General features: G+C 60.4%; 16 protein-coding genes. 5 read left to right on the plus strand and 11 right to left on the minus strand.

Features of this window, described 5'->3' with window-relative positions:
• Nucleotides 1-20 precede the first annotated feature (20 nt).
• Nucleotides 21-1,109 (plus strand): ABC transporter substrate-binding protein, encoded by a 1,089-nt coding sequence (locus EOI86_RS11595; RefSeq protein ID WP_161973801.1) that lies wholly within the window; start codon nt 21-23, stop codon nt 1,107-1,109.
• Nucleotides 1,106-3,070: a sensor histidine kinase gene (locus EOI86_RS11600; RefSeq protein ID WP_127765373.1), complete on the plus strand. Its 1,965-nt coding sequence runs from the start codon at nt 1,106-1,108 to the stop codon at nt 3,068-3,070. Before EOI86_RS11595 ends, EOI86_RS11600 begins: the two co-directional genes overlap by 4 nt.
• Nucleotides 3,071-3,077: 7 nt before the next feature.
• Here the strand turns inward: EOI86_RS11600 and EOI86_RS11605 are convergent, their stop codons facing one another.
• The 8 genes from EOI86_RS11605 to EOI86_RS24925 all read right to left on the minus strand — a co-directional run bounded on the left by EOI86_RS11605 (nt 3,078) and on the right by EOI86_RS24925 (nt 13,133).
• Nucleotides 3,078-4,313, minus strand: coding sequence for a BatD family protein (locus EOI86_RS11605; RefSeq protein WP_161973802.1), 1,236 nt, complete (start codon nt 4,311-4,313; stop codon nt 3,078-3,080).
• Nucleotides 4,307-4,933 carry a hypothetical protein gene (locus EOI86_RS11610; protein WP_205032181.1) on the minus strand — a complete coding sequence of 209 codons (627 nt, stop codon included), beginning with the start codon at nt 4,931-4,933 and terminating at the stop codon, nt 4,307-4,309. The genes EOI86_RS11605 and EOI86_RS11610 overlap by 7 nt, the downstream gene beginning before the upstream one ends.
• Nucleotides 4,930-5,883 carry a VWA domain-containing protein gene (locus tag EOI86_RS11615; RefSeq protein WP_127765375.1) on the minus strand — a complete coding sequence of 318 codons (954 nt, stop codon included), beginning with the start codon at nt 5,881-5,883 and terminating at the stop codon, nt 4,930-4,932. Before EOI86_RS11615 ends, EOI86_RS11610 begins: the two co-directional genes overlap by 4 nt.
• On the minus strand, nt 5,880-6,836 hold the full coding sequence (locus tag EOI86_RS11620) for a VWA domain-containing protein (RefSeq protein WP_127765376.1): 957 nt from the start codon (nt 6,834-6,836) through the stop codon (nt 5,880-5,882). The genes EOI86_RS11615 and EOI86_RS11620 overlap by 4 nt, the downstream gene beginning before the upstream one ends.
• 1 nt (nt 6,837) lies before the next feature.
• Nucleotides 6,838-7,227, minus strand: a complete 390-nt coding sequence (locus EOI86_RS11625; RefSeq protein WP_127765377.1) for a hypothetical protein — start codon at nt 7,225-7,227, stop codon at nt 6,838-6,840.
• Complete coding sequence (locus tag EOI86_RS11630; protein WP_127765378.1) at nt 7,211-8,107, minus strand: DUF58 domain-containing protein; 897 nt, start codon at nt 8,105-8,107, stop codon at nt 7,211-7,213. Before EOI86_RS11630 ends, EOI86_RS11625 begins: the two co-directional genes overlap by 17 nt.
• An 11-nt stretch (nt 8,108-8,118) precedes the next feature.
• Complete coding sequence (locus tag EOI86_RS11635) at nt 8,119-9,129, minus strand: AAA family ATPase (protein WP_240035642.1); 1,011 nt, start codon at nt 9,127-9,129, stop codon at nt 8,119-8,121.
• Between the two features lie 245 nt (nt 9,130-9,374).
• Nucleotides 9,375-13,133, minus strand: coding sequence for a hydantoinase B/oxoprolinase family protein (locus tag EOI86_RS24925; protein WP_161973803.1), 3,759 nt, complete (start codon nt 13,131-13,133; stop codon nt 9,375-9,377).
• 198 nt (nt 13,134-13,331) lie between these two features.
• Between EOI86_RS24925 and EOI86_RS11645 the strand changes: the two genes are divergently transcribed.
• The 3 genes from EOI86_RS11645 (at nt 13,332) to EOI86_RS11655 (ending at nt 16,142) form a co-directional block, all read left to right on the plus strand.
• Nucleotides 13,332-14,165, plus strand: a complete 834-nt coding sequence (locus EOI86_RS11645) for an EipB family protein (RefSeq protein WP_127765380.1) — start codon at nt 13,332-13,334, stop codon at nt 14,163-14,165.
• A gap of 88 nt (nt 14,166-14,253) precedes the next feature.
• The gene (locus tag EOI86_RS11650) at nt 14,254-15,630 is read left to right on the plus strand and encodes a leucyl aminopeptidase family protein (protein ID WP_127765381.1); all 1,377 of its coding nucleotides are present in this window, start codon (nt 14,254-14,256) and stop codon (nt 15,628-15,630) included.
• Nucleotides 15,631-15,803: 173 nt separating this feature from the next.
• Nucleotides 15,804-16,142, plus strand: a complete 339-nt coding sequence (locus EOI86_RS11655) for a MarR family transcriptional regulator (protein ID WP_420810087.1) — start codon at nt 15,804-15,806, stop codon at nt 16,140-16,142.
• Nucleotides 16,143-16,154: 12 nt separating this feature from the next.
• On the opposite strand, the gene EOI86_RS11660 is transcribed toward EOI86_RS11655, so the two are convergent.
• From EOI86_RS11660 to EOI86_RS11670, 3 genes are read right to left on the minus strand one after another with little or no spacing between them, the layout of a single operon-like run.
• The gene (locus tag EOI86_RS11660; RefSeq protein WP_127765383.1) at nt 16,155-17,798 is read right to left on the minus strand and encodes an ABC transporter ATP-binding protein; all 1,644 of its coding nucleotides are present in this window, start codon (nt 17,796-17,798) and stop codon (nt 16,155-16,157) included.
• A 37-nt stretch (nt 17,799-17,835) separates the two neighbouring features.
• Entirely contained in the window at nt 17,836-18,894 is a 1,059-nt protein-coding gene (locus tag EOI86_RS11665; RefSeq protein ID WP_127765384.1) for an ABC transporter permease, read from the minus strand.
• Nucleotides 18,895-19,995, minus strand: coding sequence for a microcin C ABC transporter permease YejB (locus EOI86_RS11670; protein ID WP_127765385.1), 1,101 nt, complete (start codon nt 19,993-19,995; stop codon nt 18,895-18,897). It lies immediately after the preceding gene.
• Between the last annotated feature and the right edge of the window lie 39 nt (nt 19,996-20,034).

Consider the following 20,034-nt stretch of genomic DNA (forward strand, 5'->3'; position numbering starts at 1 on the left):
CCTCCTTGGATAGATTTGCCGTGCGTTCGTTTGCGCTCGCGGCCCTTGCCGTTTTGGCGGCCTGTGGGGATCCCGAGCCGATCAAGGTAGGAATCATCGTCGGCTTGACGGGACGGTCCGCCGATCTTGGCGAAGCGTCGCGCAATGCCGTGCAACTCGCTGCGGACGAAGTGAATCAGTCGGGCGGGATAAATGGCCGCCCGATCTCCCTCATCGCGCTTGACGACGAAGGCAAGCCGGAGGCCGCCGCGGCCGCGGTTCGGCGCGCCCATGAAGAGGGAGTCGTGGCGATTATCGGACCGAACCTCAGTTCAACCACGACCGGCATGCTGCCGGAAATCAACCGACTGGAAGTCATCACGATTTCGCCCACGGCTTCATCTCTCGACTTCGTGGACATCGACGACTTCCTGTTCCGGATAAACTGGTCAACCCGGGAGAACGCGACGATATATGCGAAGCATTACCACAACATGGGTATAAGGAATGTCGCCGCGGCCATCGACGCTAACAACCGCGCCTTTTCGGAAAGCTGGCTGAACGAATTCAAATCCGCATTCGAAGCACTGGGTGACGTTACCGTCGTTTCCGACCTGTTCGACGCAAATTCGGACCAAGGCTATTCGAGCACGGCGCGTAAGCTTCTTGAGTCTCAACCCGATGCCGTTCTTTTGATCGCCAACAGTGTCGATACAGCCCAAATCACGCAGCAAATCCGAAAGTTGGACAAGCAGACTTTGATCGTCGCCGCGGAATGGGCCGCTTCCGAGCGGTTGCTGCAACTGGGTGGAAAGGCGATCGAAGGCATCGAAATGGTCCAATCCTATGATCGCAACAATCAGTCGGAACGGTACCTGGATTTCAAGAGCGCCTACTTCGAACGGTTCAAGCGCCTGCCCGGATATGCCAGCGTTGCGTCCTACGATGCCGCACTCATGCTATTCGCTGCTCTTCGGAAGGACGACGACCCGAAGACATTGAAGAAAAACCTGATTGGATTGCCTGTTATCGATGGTCTTCAGCAACCGCTCAAATTCAACAAATACGGTGACGCGGAACGGCGTGCCTTCTTCGTGACCGTACAGGATGGAAGCTTCGTCCAGCAATGAGCCTAGTCAGGGAATTGCGGTTGAGAACGTCCGTCGTTCTTCTGCAATTCAGCACGATCATCATCACCTTGGCCGTGGTTGGTACGGCCTTGCTTACTTATGTCATCACTGAATTTTCCCGGGATAATTTGCTATACGCAACACGCGCCAGCGAAACCATGGCCAAGCGCGTGGAAGATTTCCTTGAGAGCTTGACGTTAGACGTACTCCTGATCGGCAAACACTATGAGACGCACCCCACTGCCGATATCAGCACGTTCCTTGAAGCGGCGCGAAGGAAGCGGTTCAGCGCCATTTTTATCGTCGGATCGGACGACATCCTGAAAGTGGCCAGCTTGTCCAGCGGCAACAAGGCCCGCGAAGCGGAATTGGGTGGCGTCGATCTTTCTTCCTATCCCCTTCTATCGGACGCCCGCGCGGCATCCCGGCCGACCTGGAGCGGTAAGCATATTTCCGCCATTACCGGTGATGTGACAGTCGGCCTTGCGGTTCCCCTCACCAGTGGCGAAGCCGTTATCGTAGAGTTCCCGCTGAAAACCATTGTTGAGGTTGGCAATGTCTTTCGCGAGAAGGGCCATCTGGACTATTGGGTGATCGACAGCAAAGGCGAGGTCGTCGCCGATACGAGTGGCGTTCGGACCCAATTGATGAACCTGTCCAGTTTGGAGATCGTTCAGGCCGGCTTTACAGGCGCCGAGCAACCGACACTCATGAATTTTCGCGGACAGAACTACACCGTATCGGCAACCTATTCCGAACAGCTCGGCTGGCTGTTCGTCGGCCGTGTTCCGGCTGGACTCGCAAACCCCGACTTGCGGGAAATTCTTTACACGGTTCTTGCTTTCGCATTGGGGACGGCGGTATTCGGGTTGTTGCTGGCCCCGATCTGGGCACGGCGGATTACCAAACCCGTGGGCACGCTGACGGAATTGGCAAGCCAGATTACGGCGGGTCAACGGCCGGTCCGTTGGCCGCGTGGGGCCATTCGTGAATTCAACACTTTGATCGACGACCTCAAAGCGATGTCCGACGCAATCTCGAAAAGAGAAGTGGAGTTGCGCGACCTCAACGAAGGTCTTGAGTCCCGGGTCGAGGAGCGGACAAGAGAACTTATCCGCATCAACGATGACCTCAAGACAGCGATGGACGAGATCCAACAGGCAAGGGACGGACTAATCCAATCGGAGAAGACCGCGGCGCTTGGCCGGATGGTCGCGGGAATTTCCCATGAATTGAATACGCCGCTCGGGAACGGACGCATGGCTGTCAGCACCCTTGCGGCACGCCTGGAAACCTTCCGGGAGCGCGTCAACGACCCGGTCGACAAGAAGGACTTGGACAAGTTCCTGGAAACCGTCGGCATGAGTGTTGAAATTGCTGAGAACAATTTGGTCAGGGCCGGCAACCTGGTTCGCAGCTTCAAGGAAATCTCCGCCGACCGGACAGCGTCGCGCAGGCGCAAAGTGATTTTGAAAGAGCTGCTGGACGAAGTAACGCTGACATTGACACCGACTTTGAAACGAAGTCCGGTAACCTTGGAAGTCGATGTCCCCGGCACGATTTGGGTCGACAGTTATCCCGGCGAGTTGGGACAGGTCATCACCAATCTGGTCGAGAACGCAATCGTCCATGCCTTCCACGGCAGGGAATCGGGCAGAATCGCGATCACGGCGGGCCATACATCGGAGGACTTCGTCACCATCGATCTTAGCGACGACGGTAACGGCATGACACCCGATGTCATCCGAAAGGCATTCGACCCGTTCTTTACCACGGCACTCGGAAAAGGCGGAACCGGCCTGGGTCTTTACATCGTCCACCGCACTGTTGAAACGGTGCTTGGCGGAACGGTGACCCTGAAAAGCAAAGTCGGCAAAGGCACCGTATTCCAATTGAAAATACCGGTTCAGGCACCTGAAGCCGGCAATACCCCTTTTGGGGAAAATATGAAAGTGACTTAACCGCGGATCAGCCGAGCGGCGCCCAAAAACACCGGACATGGTGAAAATAATCGAATTCGTCATCGACGCCGGAACGGCTGTAGATCATAAAATCCAGCCTTTGAAGAGCACCGACCTGTTCCGCATCGGGTGGGTTCGCGGCAGTATCGAGGAAGAAACCGGTCGCCCGGCGCAGTGCGGCGGGGTCCTTCCGAAAGGCGGCAACCATCATCGCCGCTTTCGCCAGGGCGTGCAGGGCAACACGCCGGACGGCACCCCAGCGCAGCGCCGGTCCCGCACGTAATGTTCCGAACAAGAACACGCCCGACACCGCCAGACCGGCCAGCGCGATCACGCCCAGCACCGGACGCCCGTCACCGGCAGTCAAGGCCAGCGCATTCTTATTTTCCGCAAAACTCGCATACCCGAATGGAGCGGCTTCCAGCTCCATCATCTCCATTTCCCTGGTTTCCGTATTGAGCCATGGGATCGTGTAATCGCGGATCACGCCGGGTTCCCCCGTGATCGGCCGCATTTCCCATGACCATGTCACTTTCGTAATCGGGCCCTTTTCGGTGAGGATCATTTCCCTTACCTCGGGCGGGGAAAAGGTTATCAGCCAATAGGCGCGCATCGGCGGTTGCGGCGGAATAAGTTCCGGCACGACGCCCAGGGCGGATAGCGTCACGGTGCGGACCACCGTGTCCCCATCCCCAAGGGTCGAGGGGTCGGCGCTCCACTCGTCGCTGTATTCAAGAAGCTTTGCCGAGAAAGGCCAGGCATCCGGTCCGCCGGGATAGGGCGCGATTGATAAGGTAATCGGCGCCGCTTCAATATTCATCTTGATGCGCCCGCCGGACCGCGGTTGCACGGTCAGTCGATGTACGAATGGACCAACTTTCAGGTCTCCGGCCTTTTTTGCAAACAGCGCGATCCGCCGGCGGAATACGCTCTTTTCCTTGCCGTCGACCTGCTCCCGGCTCCATTCGTCATTTTCGATTTGGACCCAATCGAATCCTTCGACGCGCGGTAGTTCCATTTTTTCCAGTGTAATGACGACATCGTACACACCGCGAATCGTCATCAGGATCATCTCACCGACAACGGGTTTCACGTCCGGATCGTCCAATTCGATGAATAGTTCAGCCGTTCCTTCTTGCGTTTGCGCCTGGGCAGAGGCCGGCAGCAGCACACCGACGGCCAGAGTCAGGACGCAAAGGAATGACAGAAACCGCGCAATGAGCATCGCGTTTCGGGTCACCATCCCTGCCCCCATTCGCGAATGATCTGCCCAAGCCCCTTACGCCGATCGTATTCCGCTTCCAACCGCTTCTTCAGATATTCACCCGGTTCGTCTGATAAGGTCTCAAGCCATTCTTCGCTGGCAATGGTGCTGCGCGCTCGGGTCTTGCGGCGTACTTTGTATTGGTTGGCCAGGCCCGGCAGCACGGCATCTTCCGGATGTTGCTTGCGTCTAGCCGCCAGCGCGGCGATCCGCCCGGTCCCGCGCCCATCGCCGATGATGGGTACCAGCAAGGCACCGACCGCATCGCGGTTCTCCTCCGCCTGCTTGTCCTCAGGCCGGGCGAAAAGAACCGCGTTGAAATAGGCGACCGAAAGCTTGTATTTGCCAGTGGCCGCCAAGGACAGCCCGCGGTTATAGGTCACCGATCGGCCTGCCTCCTCGAAGGCGGCGTCGGCCTCCGCATAGCGTCCCGCACGATACAGCGCGACGCCCTTGGCGCCCGGTTCCTCCAGCAGCTCGGCCGCCACCGAGGGCTGACCCAACAACAGGGCGATCTTGCCAAGGGAATGCGGGCCCGCAGCCCACAGGCAGGCGGCACAAAGAGCGATCAGAAAAGGCAGGATCAAACGCCGCATCATCGACCCCTTCGGAACAGAACAAGGGCCGGGATCATGGCGAGTATCACCAGATACCGGCCCAAATCGTCGAACAGCAGCGGCGCCAGTTCGGACTTCGCCAGATATTCGGTGCGCGAGTCCTTCAACAGATCTGACAGGTCCGACAGTTCCTTCATACCGATGGCCAGTCCGCCACCGGCATCCGCCAATTGGTTTAGCGCCTTCTCGTCAGGCGGCGGCATCTCGGGATTGGCTTCGGCGATTTGTGCGTCAGGCGGAATGAAGATGGTCGATACACGGCCTCCCGCTTCGACAATGTCGAGAGTTTCCTGCAACGCCGCCGTGTTCATGCCGCCGCCATCCGTGATCAGCACGATATCGCCGGATAGAATCCCTGCTTCCTGGAATAGGCCCCTGGCCATGCCGAGCGCACGTTCCGGCCGGCTGCCGACACTGGGCATCAGCTCAGCATCCAGGACCGCGATCGGTCCTTCCAGCGTAGCTGTATCGATGGTCATCGCGCTGACCAGGAAGGGGTCGCCGGTATAGAGGATAAGCCCCACCGGGCGCGCGCCGACCCGCTGCAGCAGATAGGCCGCCGCCGCTTGGGCGTCATCCAAACTGCCGCCCTTCGTGACCGATGGCGACATATCCATAAGCAGCATGATGCCGTCGAGGTTTTGAAAGGACGGCGCATCGTCGTTCTGCCGTGCCGGCCCACTCAATGCGACGCAAAGCACAACGGCGGCCGCAAGCGGTGCCAGATGGCCCCAGCGCGATTGCGGATAGGCAACATGGCCTAGCTTAACCAAAACCGGCATCAGCGCCGTGTCGATCACCGCATTCCAACCGGCAAGACCACCGCGCTTGTGACGCAGCCAAAAGAAAAGAAGAATCAGGAACGGCAGGCCCACCAGCCAATAGGCACGGAGCAACCAGAAGTCCTGGAACAGTTCGTAGGTTCCGCTCATTCCGTTGTCCGATGCATGAAGGCGATGAAGACAGCCAGCAGAAGCGCCAAGGCTGCCGGCAGCATCCAATATTCGTGATGCACTTCCAGCGGCGGCTGCAGGGTCGGGCTTGGTTCCAATGCATCCAAGGCGTCCGCCACCGCGGTCAGATCGCTCATATTCTTGACGCGGAAACTTTGGCCGCCGCTTTCCTCGGCGACCTCACGCAGGGTTTTAGTATCGACCGCGTCCCGTGTTTTCGGCGCCGTCTCCAAATCGACGGGGCCAAGCGCAATGGTGTGGACGCGGATCCCATGTTCCTTGGCAAGTCCGGCCACGTCGATGGCCGAGACCGTGCCCTTGGTGTCGACCCCGTCGGACAACAGAATGACGACCCGGCTGGGCGCATCCGATTTCGACAACCGTTTCACCGCCAGACCCAACCCATCGCTGATCGCGGTCGAGCGACCGGATATACCGATGACCGCCTCTTGGATCGCGCGGGCGACCGCTACCGTGTCGAAGGTCAGCGGCGAGCCGAAATAAGCACGATCCCCGAAGATCACCAGACCGATCCGGTCGCCGACCCGGCGTCGGACGAAATGCGCGCCAACCTTCTGAACCGCTTGCAAGCGGGTGAGGTCCTGGCCGTCGAGATTGAAATCCTCCTTCTCCATACTGCCGGATAGATCGAGCGCCAGGACGATATCCCGGCCGGAAGACGGTATGGCGTCGCTGGTCCCCAGCATGCGCGGCCCGGCAAGCGCCACGACGAGCATGAGCCACAACAGCGAGGGCAGCGCCCGGCGTACATGTGTGGCGTAACCGATGCTGCCGATTTCCGCCATCGCGCCGGCAATGGCCGAGGGTACGAAGAACGCGCCGCTCTCTCGACGGCGCGGGGGCAACAGGAACCGCGCCAGGAAAGGCAGGGGCAGCAACATCAGGGCGAGAGGGTCGGCGAGGCTCCACATGCTAGCCTCCCCGCTCTGCGGCCAAGCGCAGAATTTCCGCATCCAGGGCTTCAAGGTCGATATCTGCGTCCGGGCGATACAGATCCTGGCGCCAGGCGGGTTCGGTATCCTGTTCCTCGGCGGCCGACCGGCGCAATTCCGACCAGAGCCGCACCTGCCGGACAAGCCTGTCAGACGCGGGCAATGCGCGGAACGAGTCGAGGTTTTGCGCGACCTGCTCGCGTTTGGTTAAACGGCGGGCCAGGAACGGCCGTAGCAGCAGATACAGAACGATGCCGAGCGCCAGACCAACGCCGAAGGCGGCGCAACCGTCCTGCCAGGTCAGGTCGGCGAATCCCGCGGGCAGGCGCGGCGGATGCAATTTGCTGACGATGTCAGACGGCGTCTGCATAAATCGCCCCCACCGTTTCTTCCAACACCGTATCGGCGTCGACGACCCTGACCGTTGCCCCGGCATCGCGCAGGGCTTGGACACGCCTCTCCGCCGATGCCGCACCCTTTGTAAAGGCACCCCATTTCAGCGCACCATCTTCCGAAAAGTACGGTAGATTTCTTTGCGGCGGATCCCGCTCGAATGCGTCCCTGATCAGGAAGATCTCTACACTCGCCAGCCGCAACAGGGGCCGAATAGCCTGTTCGACAACATCGTCCCCATCGTCGAAGCCCGTCGTCAGAACCACGGTCGCCCCGCGCGGAACAAGTCGCGCGACACGGTCGATATGACTATCCAGGCCCGCACTTGGAACCCGGTCGCCGGACGCCAACCCTTCCAAAGCCTGACGATGCGCTTGGGCGAGCGACCCGGCGATGCGTACCATCGCCGTATCCCTTTCCCGCGGCGGCTGGAACATGGATTCACGATCGGAAAAAGCCAACAGCCCTACGCGTCCGCCGGCATATAAGCTGCGCCATCCGGCCAAGGCCGCCAATTCAGCTGCCAGAACCGACCGTAGACGGTTTCTGGTTCCCCACAACATGGTGTGGCGGAAATCAACGACCAGCATGGCCGTGCGGTCCTGGTCTTCATGGAAGGTGCGCACATGCGGCTTACCGGTCCGGGCCGTGGCCATCGCATCCATATGCCGGATATCGTCGCCATCCGCATAGGGACGGATATCGCGGATATCCAATCCACTGCCGCGCTTTTTTCCGGCATGACTGCCCGGACGACCGGTCTCGGCGAGATGGGGCAAGGAGGATTGCGCCAACGCGCGGAGACGGATCAGCCGATCCGCATCGACCGACGCGCCGGGATGGCCATGCCAGTCCATTGCCGTCGCTCCTAAAGCGGTTTCACATCATTGAGCAGCCGCGCAACGAGGCTGCGCGCCGTGTCGCCATTCGCCGTCGCGCGCCAGGTCGGAATGATCCGGTGCGCCAGAACGTCAGGCGCCAGGACCTGAACGTCTTCGGGCACGCCATAGTCGCGGCCATGTAAATAGGCGCGGGCGCGCACGGAAGCCGCCAGCGACAGCGTTCCGCGCGGTGAAACCGCGTGTTCGATTGCCTCGCTCACTTCGGGAACAGGCGAACCGTCGCGCGTCGCCATCACCAATCGGACGATGAAATCCTTCAACGCGGCGGAGAGGTGAACCGTCTCAACTTCTTTCCGGGCCGCCAGGATCGCATCCGAATTCGTCAACGATGAGATCACCGCCGGCTGCGCCGCCTCACTCTCAACCAAATTCAGGATCGACATTTCCGTCACCGCATCCGGCAGGGTCAGCATCACATGCATCAGAAACCTGTCGAGCTGCGCTTCGGGAAGGGGAAAGGTTCCTTCATGTTCAATGGAGTTCTGCGTCGCCACCACCATGAAACAGGGCGGCAGGGCCTGAGTAACGCCACCGGCCGTGACCTGCCCTTCGGCCATCGCTTCCAGCAGGGCCGATTGAACCTTGGGCGGGGCGCGGTTGATTTCGTCCACCAGCACCAGCGCGTGGAAAATCGGACCCTTAACAAATTCGAAAACGCCCGTGTCGGGTCGAAAGACTTGGGTGCCGGTGACATCGGCCGGCATCAGATCGGGTGTGCATTGGATACGCGCGAAACTACCCTCCAGGCCGGAGGCGAGCCGCTTAACCGCCCGCGTCTTTGCCAAGCCGGGCGGACCTTCGATCAGCAGATGACCGCCGGTCAACAAACCGATCGCCAAACGCTCGACCATACCTTCATGACCGATCAGGCCGGCGCAGACATTCCCGACCAGATCATGTATCGGGCCCGCGGCATTCTGGTTGCTCGGCGGCGGCGCGGCGGAATCCGGCGCGCCGTTGGGTACGGAAGTATCCAACGTATTTCCTTCCCTGTTCCCGCCAATCTTCTTTTTCTATCTACGATGCGGCGGGGGTTTTAACCCAATCGGGACCGATCAGGCTGAATGCATACAATCTACCTTTCAGACATCGCCGGTTAGAGAAACCGGCGATTCAAGCAAGAGTAATATCTTAACGGTGAACAGGAACACCGGCCAACACCGACTTTCGGACGAGAAGGCCAACGGAGCAAAGCCCCGTCGGCCGACCCGGTTTTGCTCACTCACTCAGCCGCCGCGGCCGGACGCTGCGGGGTCAAGTCGAACCGATCGTCTGTCGCCCGTGCACCGGGATCGCGTTCCTCCGGCGGGCCGTACCCGCCACCGCCCGGCGTCAACATGATCAGGGCATCGCCCGCGGGCACGATCTGTTTCCCCATGCCGCGCAAGCGCTCGCCCGACCGCAGGGAGAGCTGCCCCGATGAGCCGATCTCACCACCAGCCCGCCCGCGCGGCGGATTCTGGATCCGATCGAACAAGGCGAAAATGGCGAAAGGCGCGCTTTCCGCATGCTCGATCTCCATCGCCTGGCCCAGCCCGCCGCGGTACTTCCCTTCCCCGCCCGATCCGGCGCGGTATTCCTTGCGACGGAATATCACGGGGGCGATGGTTTCGGTGATTTCCACCGGGGTGCAGCGCACGCCCGATGGGAAAGCGGTAGCCGACAATCCGTCGCGGCCCGGGCGCGCGCCGGTGCCGCCCGAATGGAAGATCATCGCGGTGAAGGGCGTAGCGTCGCCATAATCCGCATCGCCGACGATGCCGTGCCCGCCGGACAACATCGGGTTCCACAACGAGGATGAACCTTCCGCCGGCGCGCAGCCCGGTTTCGCCTTATCCAGACACCCTAACACCACATCCGGCAGCATTTGACCCGTCACATGGCGGATATTCACCGCCGCCGGGCGCGGCGCGTTGAGGATACAGCCTTCCGGCGCGGTAACATGGATCGTTCCCAACGACCCTGCATTGTTCGGAACTTTCGGTCCGACAACGCAGCGCACCCCGAAGGAGGCATAGGCCTGGGTATAGGTGAGCGGCACGTTGATGCCATAGGCGGACATCGCCGACGTGCCGTCGAAATCGACCTTCAGCCCATCCGCCTCGGTGGACAGTTTCGCCGTCAGGGTCAGCGGATGATCATAACCGTCGACGGTCATGCTGTTTTCATACACGCCTGACGGCAATTCCCGGATCGCGTCCAACATCGCCGCACGGGACGTATCGATCACGTGGTCCGCGATTTCGGTGAGGTCGTCGAGGTCGAAATCCGCCATCATCTCATCAAGCCGGCGGCACCCGATCTCGTTACAGGTGGCAAGTGAATAAAGGTCGCCGACCACCTGGACCGGTTCGCGCACATTGGCGCGGACGATATCCATCAAGGGTTCGCTGACCGTCCCCTTGTCGAAGAACTTCATGATCGGGATGCACAGGCCTTCTTCGAAGACCTGCCCGGCATCCGGCCCAAAGCCCCGGCCGCCGATATCGACGACATGGACCGTGGACGCGAAGAGCGCCACCGCCTTGCCCTTGCGGAAAGCCGGGGTCACGACCGTGAAGTCGAAAAGATGACCGGTACCCATCCAGGGGTCATTGGTCAAATAGACGTCCCCTTCGGCCATTGTCTCAATCGGGTATTTTTCGAGGAAGAAGTCGACGGAAGCGGCCATGGCGTTCACATGGCCCGGCGTGCCGGTAACGGCCTGGGCCAGCATGCGGCCATCCGTGTCGAAAATACCGGCCGACAGGTCCCCGGCCTCGCGGACGGAGGTGGAAAAGGCGGTGCGGATCAGGGCCTGGGCCTGTTCCTCCACGACAGAGATCATCCGGTCCCAAACGACCTGACGGCGGATATCCTCGGCCAAATCACTGGCGGCCGCCCCTGCATCCGCGTCCCGGGTCAGGACAATATCGCCCATCGGGTTTATTACGGCTGAAAAGCCGGATGGAACAATCGTCGTCGTCTGCTCTTCCACCAAGGCGGCCGGACCGGACAATTCGGCCCCGGCGGACAAATCCACGCGCCGATACAAACCCGCTTCCGCAGGCTTGTCCCCTCGTCCCGGCTGAAGCAGATCACGTACACCGTACGCGTCACCGGTTGAAACCTCCGCCGATTCGCTATTTGCAGAAAGAGACAACTGCGTTTCAGAGGGGGCGGAAAGGGTTAGGGTCCAGGTCAAAATCTCAACCTCCAGGCCTGGAACCACGCGCCCGTATTGTTCGCTGTACGCCTTTTCGAAAGCAGCATGCAACGCATCCGCATCAGATGCCTCAAACGGCCGATCCGGCAGGGAAACCTTGATTTCGTGTCCTTGCCCCACATACCGCATGAAAGCGTGCCGCTGCGTCACCAAATCGGCATCGGGTGCGCCGAGACGTACGACGACCTCAGCTTCCGCGTACATTTCGTCCATCAGTTCGTTTGCGCCAGACAGATCGAAGTCGGAAAGGCGCATATAGCGGCTGCGCACCACTTCGTACGCGACCGGGGCCAGCAGGAATCCGAAAGCGGAGCCCACCCCCGCATTGCCCGGAATGACGACCTTGTCGATGCCAAGTTTCTCCGCCACACGGGCGGCATGCAATGGGGCCGCACCGCCAAAGGCGATCATCGTGCGGTCCGCGATTTCCTTGCCGCGCTCAACCGCATGCACCCTGGCGGCCGAAGCCATATTCTCATCCACGATTTCGATCAGCCCCAATGCGGCGCCGGACGCGTCCATGGACAAAGCGTCGCCCAAATCCCGCTTCATGGCGCCTTTGGCCGCCTCGACATCCAACTGCATGCTGCCGCCGGCAAAATCCTTCGGATCGATCCGGCCCAGCAGCAGGTTTGCGTCTGTGACCGTCGGTTTGTTTCCATCCCGGCCATAGCAGGCAGGGCCGGGATCCGCCCCCGCGCTTTCCGGACCGACCTGAATCCGGCCCAGGGCATCGACGGAGGCGATGGATCCGCCGCCAGCGCCGATTTCCACCATTTCGACCACGGGAATTTTCACCGGCAAACCGCTGCCCTTCATGAAACGGTGGGTTCGGTCGACCTCGAAACTGCGGGACAACAATGGCTCCCCATCGTCGATCAGGCAGATCTTCGCGGTGGTGCCGCCCATATCGAAGGACAGAACGCTATCCTCGCCCAAGGCTTTCGCGATCGCAGCGGCAAGGATCGCACCGCCCGCAGGCCCGGATTCCACCAGGCGGATCGGGAAGTCAGCCGCGGTCTTGGCGGTCACCAAGCTGCCCCCGCTGGTCATCATCAGGAACGGGCAGGTGAATCCGCGTTCGGCCAGCCTTTTGTCGAGGTCGGCCAGATAGCGCCCCATCAGCGGCTTCACATAGGCATTTGCCACGGTGGTAGACTGGCGGTCGAATTCGCGGACCTCCGGGCAAACCTGGGCGGAAAGCGACAAGGGAAGGTCCGGATAGGCCTTGGCGATGATTTCCGCGACGCGTTCCTCATGCGCCGGGTTCGCGTAGGCGTGAAGCAGGCCGATGGAAAGGCTTTCGATCCCTTCCGCCTCGATCCTCGGCAACCACGCCTCGACACTTGCCTCGTCCAGCGGCGTCAGCACATTGCCGCGCCAGTCGAGCCGTTCGACAACCGGCCAACGCATGTCGCGCGTCGCCAAGGGCGCCGGGCGTTCGGCATAGAGATCATATTGGTCGAAACGGTTTTCGTAGGCGATTTCAAGGGAATCACGATGCCCTTCCGTCACGATCAGGGCGGTTTTCGCGCCTTTCCGTTCGATCAACGCATTGGTGGCCAGCGTCGTTCCGTGAATGATCAAATCCACCTGGCTGGGCGCAATCCCCGCCCGCTCCAGGACCGCATTGGCGCCGGTCATGAACCCATCTGCCGGATTTGAGGGCGTGGTCAGGACTTTCTGGGTCCAATGCCCCGACGGCGCCTCCAGGACAATATCCGTGAAGGTCCCGCCGATATCTACCGCCAAACGCACCCGGCTCTGCTCACCCATTACAATTCCTTTCGACACGGGGCGCCCCATTACAAACGACCGCCCTACCAAAATACCAACATATCATCCGAAGCAGCATCACGATCGGCAACGGTCGGCAGGTGCCGTCCCGTCACCGTTCTGTGCGCTGCCCTGACTGTTGCATTCGAAGGCTTTCACCGACAAGGTTGAAGCATCGATTTTTCGCGAAAAGGACCGATGATGAAAATCCGCTTGCTGCCGGTCGTGCGCTTCCTCGGCGTCGTTGGAGTTGCGCTCTTGGCCCATGCCGCCTTGACGCAGAAAACCAACGCCGCGGATATCGCGCTGCAGCCGCACCAGGCGCATTATCGGCTGGAAACAACGGAAATCCGCATGCCGGGCGCCAACGCGTCCCTTCCGGGCGAGTTTATCGTGCGGCTTCAGAAGCGCTGCACAGGCTGGGTTTTGCTGACACAGCTCACTTTGGGGCTTGAGGTCGCCAACGGCCAGATCCTCGAAATTCAGTCCATCGGCGCGGCGGAAGAATCTTTGGACGGCCGTTCGATGAACTTCGAGTCCACGCTTCGGATGAACAACGAGCTGATTGAATCCCTAAAGGGGAACGCCCGGTTGAACGCCGATGGCGGTGGGGTCGTCAATGTGACCGAACCCGGCCCTAAAACCCTTCCCCTGCCCAAGGATACGATCTTTTCCGTTTCCGCCTTTCACGAGACGGTCGGCAAGATCATGGCGGGCGAGAAAATCGTCAGCTACATCCTGTTCGACGGCTCGACGCCCGAACCGATTCGGGGAACCGACGTTGTCGTAGGACCCGCCAAACCCATGGAAACACCGCCGGAAGGGGATGCGGACCTGATCGCAGGACCGGGATGGCAGGTCGTCACCTCGTTCTACGGCCTGAACGATACGGATTCACACCCCCTGGTGACGAATACCGCGCATGTCTATGCCAATGGGATAACGACACGGATTTCGCTGGATATCGGCCTGGCGGTAACTGAAGGAACCTTGACCTTGTTGCAAGGCCTGCCCGAACCTTCCTGTCCATAGAGTTTGTCGAGCTTAGAAACAGCCGGTCCGACCGATCACGTTTTACTTCTACATCTGTCCATCAACGTAAAAGCCCAGAGAACCCGCAATGGATTGCTTCGCTTCGAAAGCCAATAAATCGACTGTCACCCTGACCGCCGTTTCCGAGGACGGTTTCAAGGATTGGGTGGAAAAAAGGTCGGCCGCTGAGCAGCATTGGATCGACGCCAATGGGTTCAAGGCATCGCCCGGTTCCGTTCTGCTGTTGCCCGGTGAGGCGGGAAAGCCGGGTGAGGCACTGATTGGTGTTGCCAAGGACATGCCGGACAAGTGGAGCTGGGGGGCGGCCGCCGCACGCCTTCCGGAGGGACGTTATGATCTGCCGAAGGGCATGAAGACCGACCATGCGGAAGCGGCCGGCCTGGGCTGGGCCTTGGGCAGCTATCGTTTCGCCCGCTATGCCAAGAAGGGTGGCCCGGTTTCAAAATTGGTTCTGCCCACCCCCGCCATTAAGAAACGTGTCGAGGAAACCGCGAAGGCGCTCTATCTGGTGCGCGATCTGATCAACACGCCGGCCTCGGACATGGGACCCGGCGAATTGGCGCATGAAGCGCGGAAACTGGCCCGGCAATTCAAGTGCAAGATCGACATCACCGTCGGTGACGACCTTTTGTCCGAAAATTTCCCGATGGTGCATGCTGTCGGCAGGGCCTCAAGCCGCGCGCCGCGCCTGATCGACATGAGCTGGGGCAAGACCAAACATCCCAAGGTCACGCTGATCGGCAAGGGCGTGTGTTTCGATTCCGGCGGGCTGGACCTGAAGACATCGGGCGGCATGCTGATGATGAAAAAGGATATGGGCGGCGCGGCCCATGTGCTGGGGCTTGCGCATATGATCATGGCGGCGGACCTGCCGGTGCGCCTGCGGGTCTTGATCCCGGCTGTGGAGAACAGCGTTTCCGGCGATGCTTTCCGCCCCTGGGATGTGCTTTCCACCCGGAAGGGCATCACGGTCGAAGTCGGCAATACCGACGCGGAAGGCCGGCTTGTCCTTGCCGACGCCATTACCGCCGCCCTGGAAGACGAGCCGGACCTGATGGTCGATTTCGCAACCCTGACCGGGGCTGCGCGCGTCGCGGTGGGCACGGAGATCGCCGCCTATTTCTGCGCCGACGACACCTTGGCCGGCGAATTGGAAACCGCTGCAAAGGGCGAGGACGATCCGGTCTGGCGTCTGCCCTTGCACCCATCCTATCGCAAGATGCTGGACAGCAAGATCGCCGATATCAGCAGCACCGGCAGCGGCGGCTATGCCGGGGCGACGACCGCCGCACTCTTCCTGCAGGAATTCGCGGGCAGCAAGACGCCCTGGATTCATTTCGACATCATGGCCTGGAACACCGCCACCCGTCCGGGCCGGCCGGAAGGGGGTGAGGCGATGGGCGTCCGCGCGATGTTCGAGGCGATCAAACAACGGTTCTCATAGGGCGGCCCGAATCAAAGGTCAGCGACCGGCAATTCCCGGCCGTGCCCCTTGTCATTGATGGCGAGTCAATGGATAGTCGGGATATTCGGAACGGATACGAAACAATTTTGCCGACCCTTGCACCAATTTTGTGAGCATAAAGAGGGTCTTCGCATCAACCGCCAGCGATAGTGATGGAATTGACGCCCAATCAAGCCTTGGAAATCTGGCGCGGCGCCATAGTCGAAAGTGTCCGGCGCGATTCGCCCGACCTTTCCGCCCGGCAAATGGCGGTGCTGACGACGGTCTATCTGCAACCTTCCCCGCATACGGTCCGCGGCCTGGCGGATTCCCTGAACGTTTCCAAACCCGCCGTAACCCGGGCGCTGGACAGGCTGTCGGAGCTGGGATTGGTGCGGCGCAAGCCGGATGAGGAAGACCGGCGGTCCGTCCTGATCCAACGGACGGTCAAGGGGTCGGTTTATCTGACGGAATTCGCCGAGTTGATCATCGAAGCGGCGAAAGCGGACTAGCCTGCGCCTCCCCTACATGGCGACGACGCCCGATTCGACCGCTTCCATCCGGAAGGCGGCCGCCATCAGCGCCTTGGTATAGGGTGTGTTCGGATTATCGAAGATATTCTCCGCCAAACCGTGTTCGACGACCCTGCCGTCGCGCATCACCAGCACCGTATCGGCCATGGCGCGCACGACTTTCAAATCGTGACTGATGAACATATAGGCCAGCTTGTAGCGTTCCTGCAGGTCTTTCAGCAGATCCACGATTTGCGCCTGAACCGACATATCCAGGGCGGATGTCGGCTCATCCAAGACAATGAAACGCGGTTTCAGGACCAGCGCCCGGGCGATGGCGATACGCTGTCGCTGTCCGCCTGAGAATTCGTGCGGATAGCGGTGGCGCGATTCAGGATCCAGGTTCACATCGCGCAGGGCATCGATCACCAGCTTTTCGCGCCCTTCCGCATCATCGCCCAAGTCATGCACCTTCAGGCCTTCCTCGACGATCTCACCAACCGACATGCGGGGGCTGAGGCTGCCATAAGGGTCCTGGAACACGACCTGCATTTCCCGCCGCAAGGGGCGAAGCTGCTTGTTGGACAGGCCGCGCAAATCCTGCCCCTCAAAGGCAATCGCCCCTTCGGATTGCTGCAGCCGAAGCAAGGCCATGCCCAGTGTCGTTTTGCCCGACCCGGATTCGCCGACAACGCCCAGCGTCTGCCCCTCGCGGATCGTCACGTCGATTCCGTCAACGGCCTTGATATAGTCCACATTGCGCCGGAACACGCCGGACTTGATGGGGAACCAAACCTTCACCTGCTCACCGGACATGACGATCGGCGCCGTTTCCGGAACCGGGTCCTTCCGGCCCTTGGGCTGGGCCGCCAATAGCCGCTTGGTATACCCGTGCTGCGGATTGTCGAAGACATCGCCGGTGGCGCCTTGCTCGACAATTCGTCCGTCATTCATCACGCAGACGCGGTCAGCGACACGGCGAACGATGCCCAGGTCATGGGTGATGAACAGCATCGCCATGCCCATCTTTTGCTGAATATCCTGCAGCAGCTTCAGGATTTGCGCTTGGATCGTGACGTCGAGCGCCGTCGTCGGTTCGTCCGCGATCAGCAGTTCCGGGTCGTTGGCCAGCGCCATGGCGATCATCACGCGCTGGCGCTGGCCGCCCGACAATTCGTGTGGGAAAGAGTTCAGGCGTTTCTCCGGATCGCGAATGCCGACGAGGTCCATCAATTCCAGAACGCGCGGGCGCGCCTCGGTGATCGACAATCCCTTATGGATGAGCAGCGGTTCGCGAATTTGCTTCTCTACCGTGTGCAGCGGATTGAGAGAGGTCATCGGTTCCTGAAAAATCATGGAAATACGGTTGCCGCGCACCTTCCGCAGGTCGGGCTCCGTCGCCGCCATCAATTCGGCCCCGCCGAAGGTGATGGAGCCGGATGGGTGATAGGCGGCGGGATAAGGCAGCAATTGCAGGATCGACAAGGCCGTGACTGATTTGCCGGACCCGGATTCACCAACCAGCGCCAGCGTCTCCCCCTTGTCCAGATCGAAGGAGACGTTGCGTACCGCTTCCACATCCCCGTCGGATCCACGGAAACTCACCGAAAGATCGGCAATCGAAAGCAAGGGGCCGCTTGTTGAGGCGTCGGTCATTCGGTCATCTCACTTACGCACCATCATTCATGAACTTTCAATCGTGCACTTTTCTGGGATCGAAGGCGTCCCGCACAGCCTCGCCAATAAACACCAGCAAGGTCAACATAACACCGACCGTGACGAAGGCAGTTATGCCGAGCCAGGGGGCCTGCAGATTTTCCTTCCCCTGTTTGAGCAACTCACCCAATGAGGGCGAACCGGGCGGCAATCCGAAACCAAGGAAGTCCAGGGACGCCAGCGATACGACCGCACCGCTCAAGACGAAGGGAAGATAGGTCAGCGTCGCCACCATCGCATTGGGCAGGATATGGCGCACCATGATCACGATGTTGGAAACGCCGAGCGCGCGGGACGCCTTCACGAAGTCCAGGTTCCGGGCACGCAACGTTTCCGCCCGCACCAGGCCGACCAGCGCCGTCCAGCCGAAGGCGACCATGATCGCCAACAGCCACCAAAATGTGGGCGTCACGATGCTGGCCAGGATGATCAACAGATAAAGCGTCGGCAGGCTGGTCCAAATCTCGATGAATCGCTGGCCCAGCAGATCGTACATCCCGCCGAAGAAGCCCTGGCTGAGCCCCGCCGTGATCCCAATCGCACTGCTGACGGCGACGAAGGCCAGGCCGAAAAGGACGGAGATGCGAAACCCATAGATTGTCCGCGCGACGACGTCCCGCGCCTGATCGTCCGTTCCCAGCCAATGCTTCGAGTCGGGCGGCGTTGGGGCCGGTTCGGTCAGGTCCAATACCGCGCTGTTGTAGCTGTATTTGACCAGCGGCCAGATCATCCAACCCTTTTCATTAATCAGGGATTGGACTTCAGGGTCCTTGTATTCGGCTTCCGTTTCGAAGAAGCCGCCATATTCCGTCTCCGGCACCGATTGAAGGACCGGGACGTAATAGCTGCCGTCGAAGGAAACCAGGATCGGCTTGTCGTTGGCAATGAACTCCGCGAACAGGGACAAGACGAACAGGGTCATGAAGATCCAGAAGGACCACCAGCCACGCCGGTTCGCGCGAAACGCGCCGAGCCGCCGTTGGGTTACCGGCGATAGCCTGAACGGACGGGTCTTTTTCGGTTCCGCCAGGGTCATCTATCGCGCCTCGAAATCGATCCGGGGATCGATGACCGTGTAGGTGATATCGTTGACCAGGTTCAGGACCAACCCGATCAGCGTGAAGAAATACAAGGTCGCGAACATCACCGGGTAATCGCGGTCGATCGCTGCCTGAAAACCGAGCAGGCCGAGCCCGTCCAGAGAGAAGATCACCTCGGTCAGCAAGGCGCCGGTGAAGAGGATTCCGATAAAGGCGGAGGGGAACCCGGCGATAACGATCAGCATCGCGTTCCGGAAGACATGGCCGTAAAGCACCGCGTTCTTGGTCAGTCCCTTGGCGCGGGCCGTGATGACATAGTGTTTCCGGATTTCCTCTAGGAAGCTGTTCTTGGTCAGCATGGTGAGGGTCGCGAAGGCGGAAATGACCAGCGAGGTTACCGGTAAGACCATGTGCCAGAGATAATCAAGGATCTGCTCCCCGGTCGACATCTGGTCCCAGTTTTCCGACACCAGACCGCGTAGCGGGAACCAGTCCAGATACCGTCCACCCGCAAAGACCACGATGAGCAGCACGGCGAAAAGGAAAGAAGGCACCGCATAGCCGATGATGATCGCCGTGCTGGTCCACATGTCGAACCGCGTGCCGTCGCGCACCGCCTTGGCAATACCGAGCGGGATACAGATCAGATAGGTTAGAAAGGTCGTCCACAGGCCGAGCGAGATGGAAACCGGCATTTTGTCGAGGACGAGATCGACGACACGGCGGTCCTGGAAATAACTTTCCCCGAAATCGAAGGTCAGATAATTGCCCATCATTATCAGGAACCGTTCGTGCAACGGTTTGTCGAACCCGAATTGCTTTTCCAGCTTGGCGATGAATTCCGGGTCCAACCCCCGGGCGCCGCGATAGCGCGACTGCTCCCCCTGCCCGCCGGATTGACCCGACCCGGCCGCGAAATCGCCGCCCGCCCCTTCGGTGACCCGTGACAAGGCGCCAACCGCCGTGCCTTCGATCTGCGCCAGAATGCGTTCCACCGGTCCGCCGGGGGCAGCCTGGATGATCAGGAAGCTCAGCAGCATGACCCCGAAGAGTGTCGGGATGATCAACAGCAGCCGTCGGATGATATAGGCCAGCACGGTTCTTCCGCCGTTCGTTATGCCAGATCGGGATGGGCG

The sequence above is a fragment of the Hwanghaeella grinnelliae genome (genome assembly GCF_004005845.1).
Lineage (GTDB): Bacteria > Pseudomonadota > Alphaproteobacteria > UBA8366 > Aestuariispiraceae > Hwanghaeella > Hwanghaeella grinnelliae.

Coding starts and splice junctions, on each gene's coding strand:
- EOI86_RS11600 (WP_127765373.1), top strand. CDS start 1,106: ATGAGCCTAGTCAGGGAATTGCGGTTGAGAACGTCCGTCGTTCTTCTG.
- EOI86_RS11605 (WP_161973802.1), bottom strand. CDS start 4,313: ATGGTGACCCGAAACGCGATGCTCATTGCGCGGTTTCTGTCATTCCTT.
- EOI86_RS11610 (WP_205032181.1), bottom strand. CDS start 4,933: ATGATGCGGCGTTTGATCCTGCCTTTTCTGATCGCTCTTTGTGCCGCC.
- EOI86_RS11615 (WP_127765375.1), bottom strand. CDS start 5,883: ATGAGCGGAACCTACGAACTGTTCCAGGACTTCTGGTTGCTCCGTGCC.
- EOI86_RS11620 (WP_127765376.1), bottom strand. CDS start 6,836: ATGTGGAGCCTCGCCGACCCTCTCGCCCTGATGTTGCTGCCCCTGCCT.
- EOI86_RS11625 (WP_127765377.1), bottom strand. CDS start 7,227: ATGCAGACGCCGTCTGACATCGTCAGCAAATTGCATCCGCCGCGCCTG.
- EOI86_RS11630 (WP_127765378.1), bottom strand. CDS start 8,107: ATGGACTGGCATGGCCATCCCGGCGCGTCGGTCGATGCGGATCGGCTG.
- EOI86_RS24925 (WP_161973803.1), bottom strand. CDS start 13,133: ATGGGTGAGCAGAGCCGGGTGCGTTTGGCGGTAGATATCGGCGGGACC.
- EOI86_RS11645 (WP_127765380.1), top strand. CDS start 13,332: ATGATGAAAATCCGCTTGCTGCCGGTCGTGCGCTTCCTCGGCGTCGTT.
- EOI86_RS11650 (WP_127765381.1), top strand. CDS start 14,254: ATGGATTGCTTCGCTTCGAAAGCCAATAAATCGACTGTCACCCTGACC.
- EOI86_RS11655 (WP_420810087.1), top strand. CDS start 15,804: ATGGAATTGACGCCCAATCAAGCCTTGGAAATCTGGCGCGGCGCCATA.
- EOI86_RS11660 (WP_127765383.1), bottom strand. CDS start 17,798: ATGACCGACGCCTCAACAAGCGGCCCCTTGCTTTCGATTGCCGATCTT.
- EOI86_RS11665 (WP_127765384.1), bottom strand. CDS start 18,894: ATGACCCTGGCGGAACCGAAAAAGACCCGTCCGTTCAGGCTATCGCCG.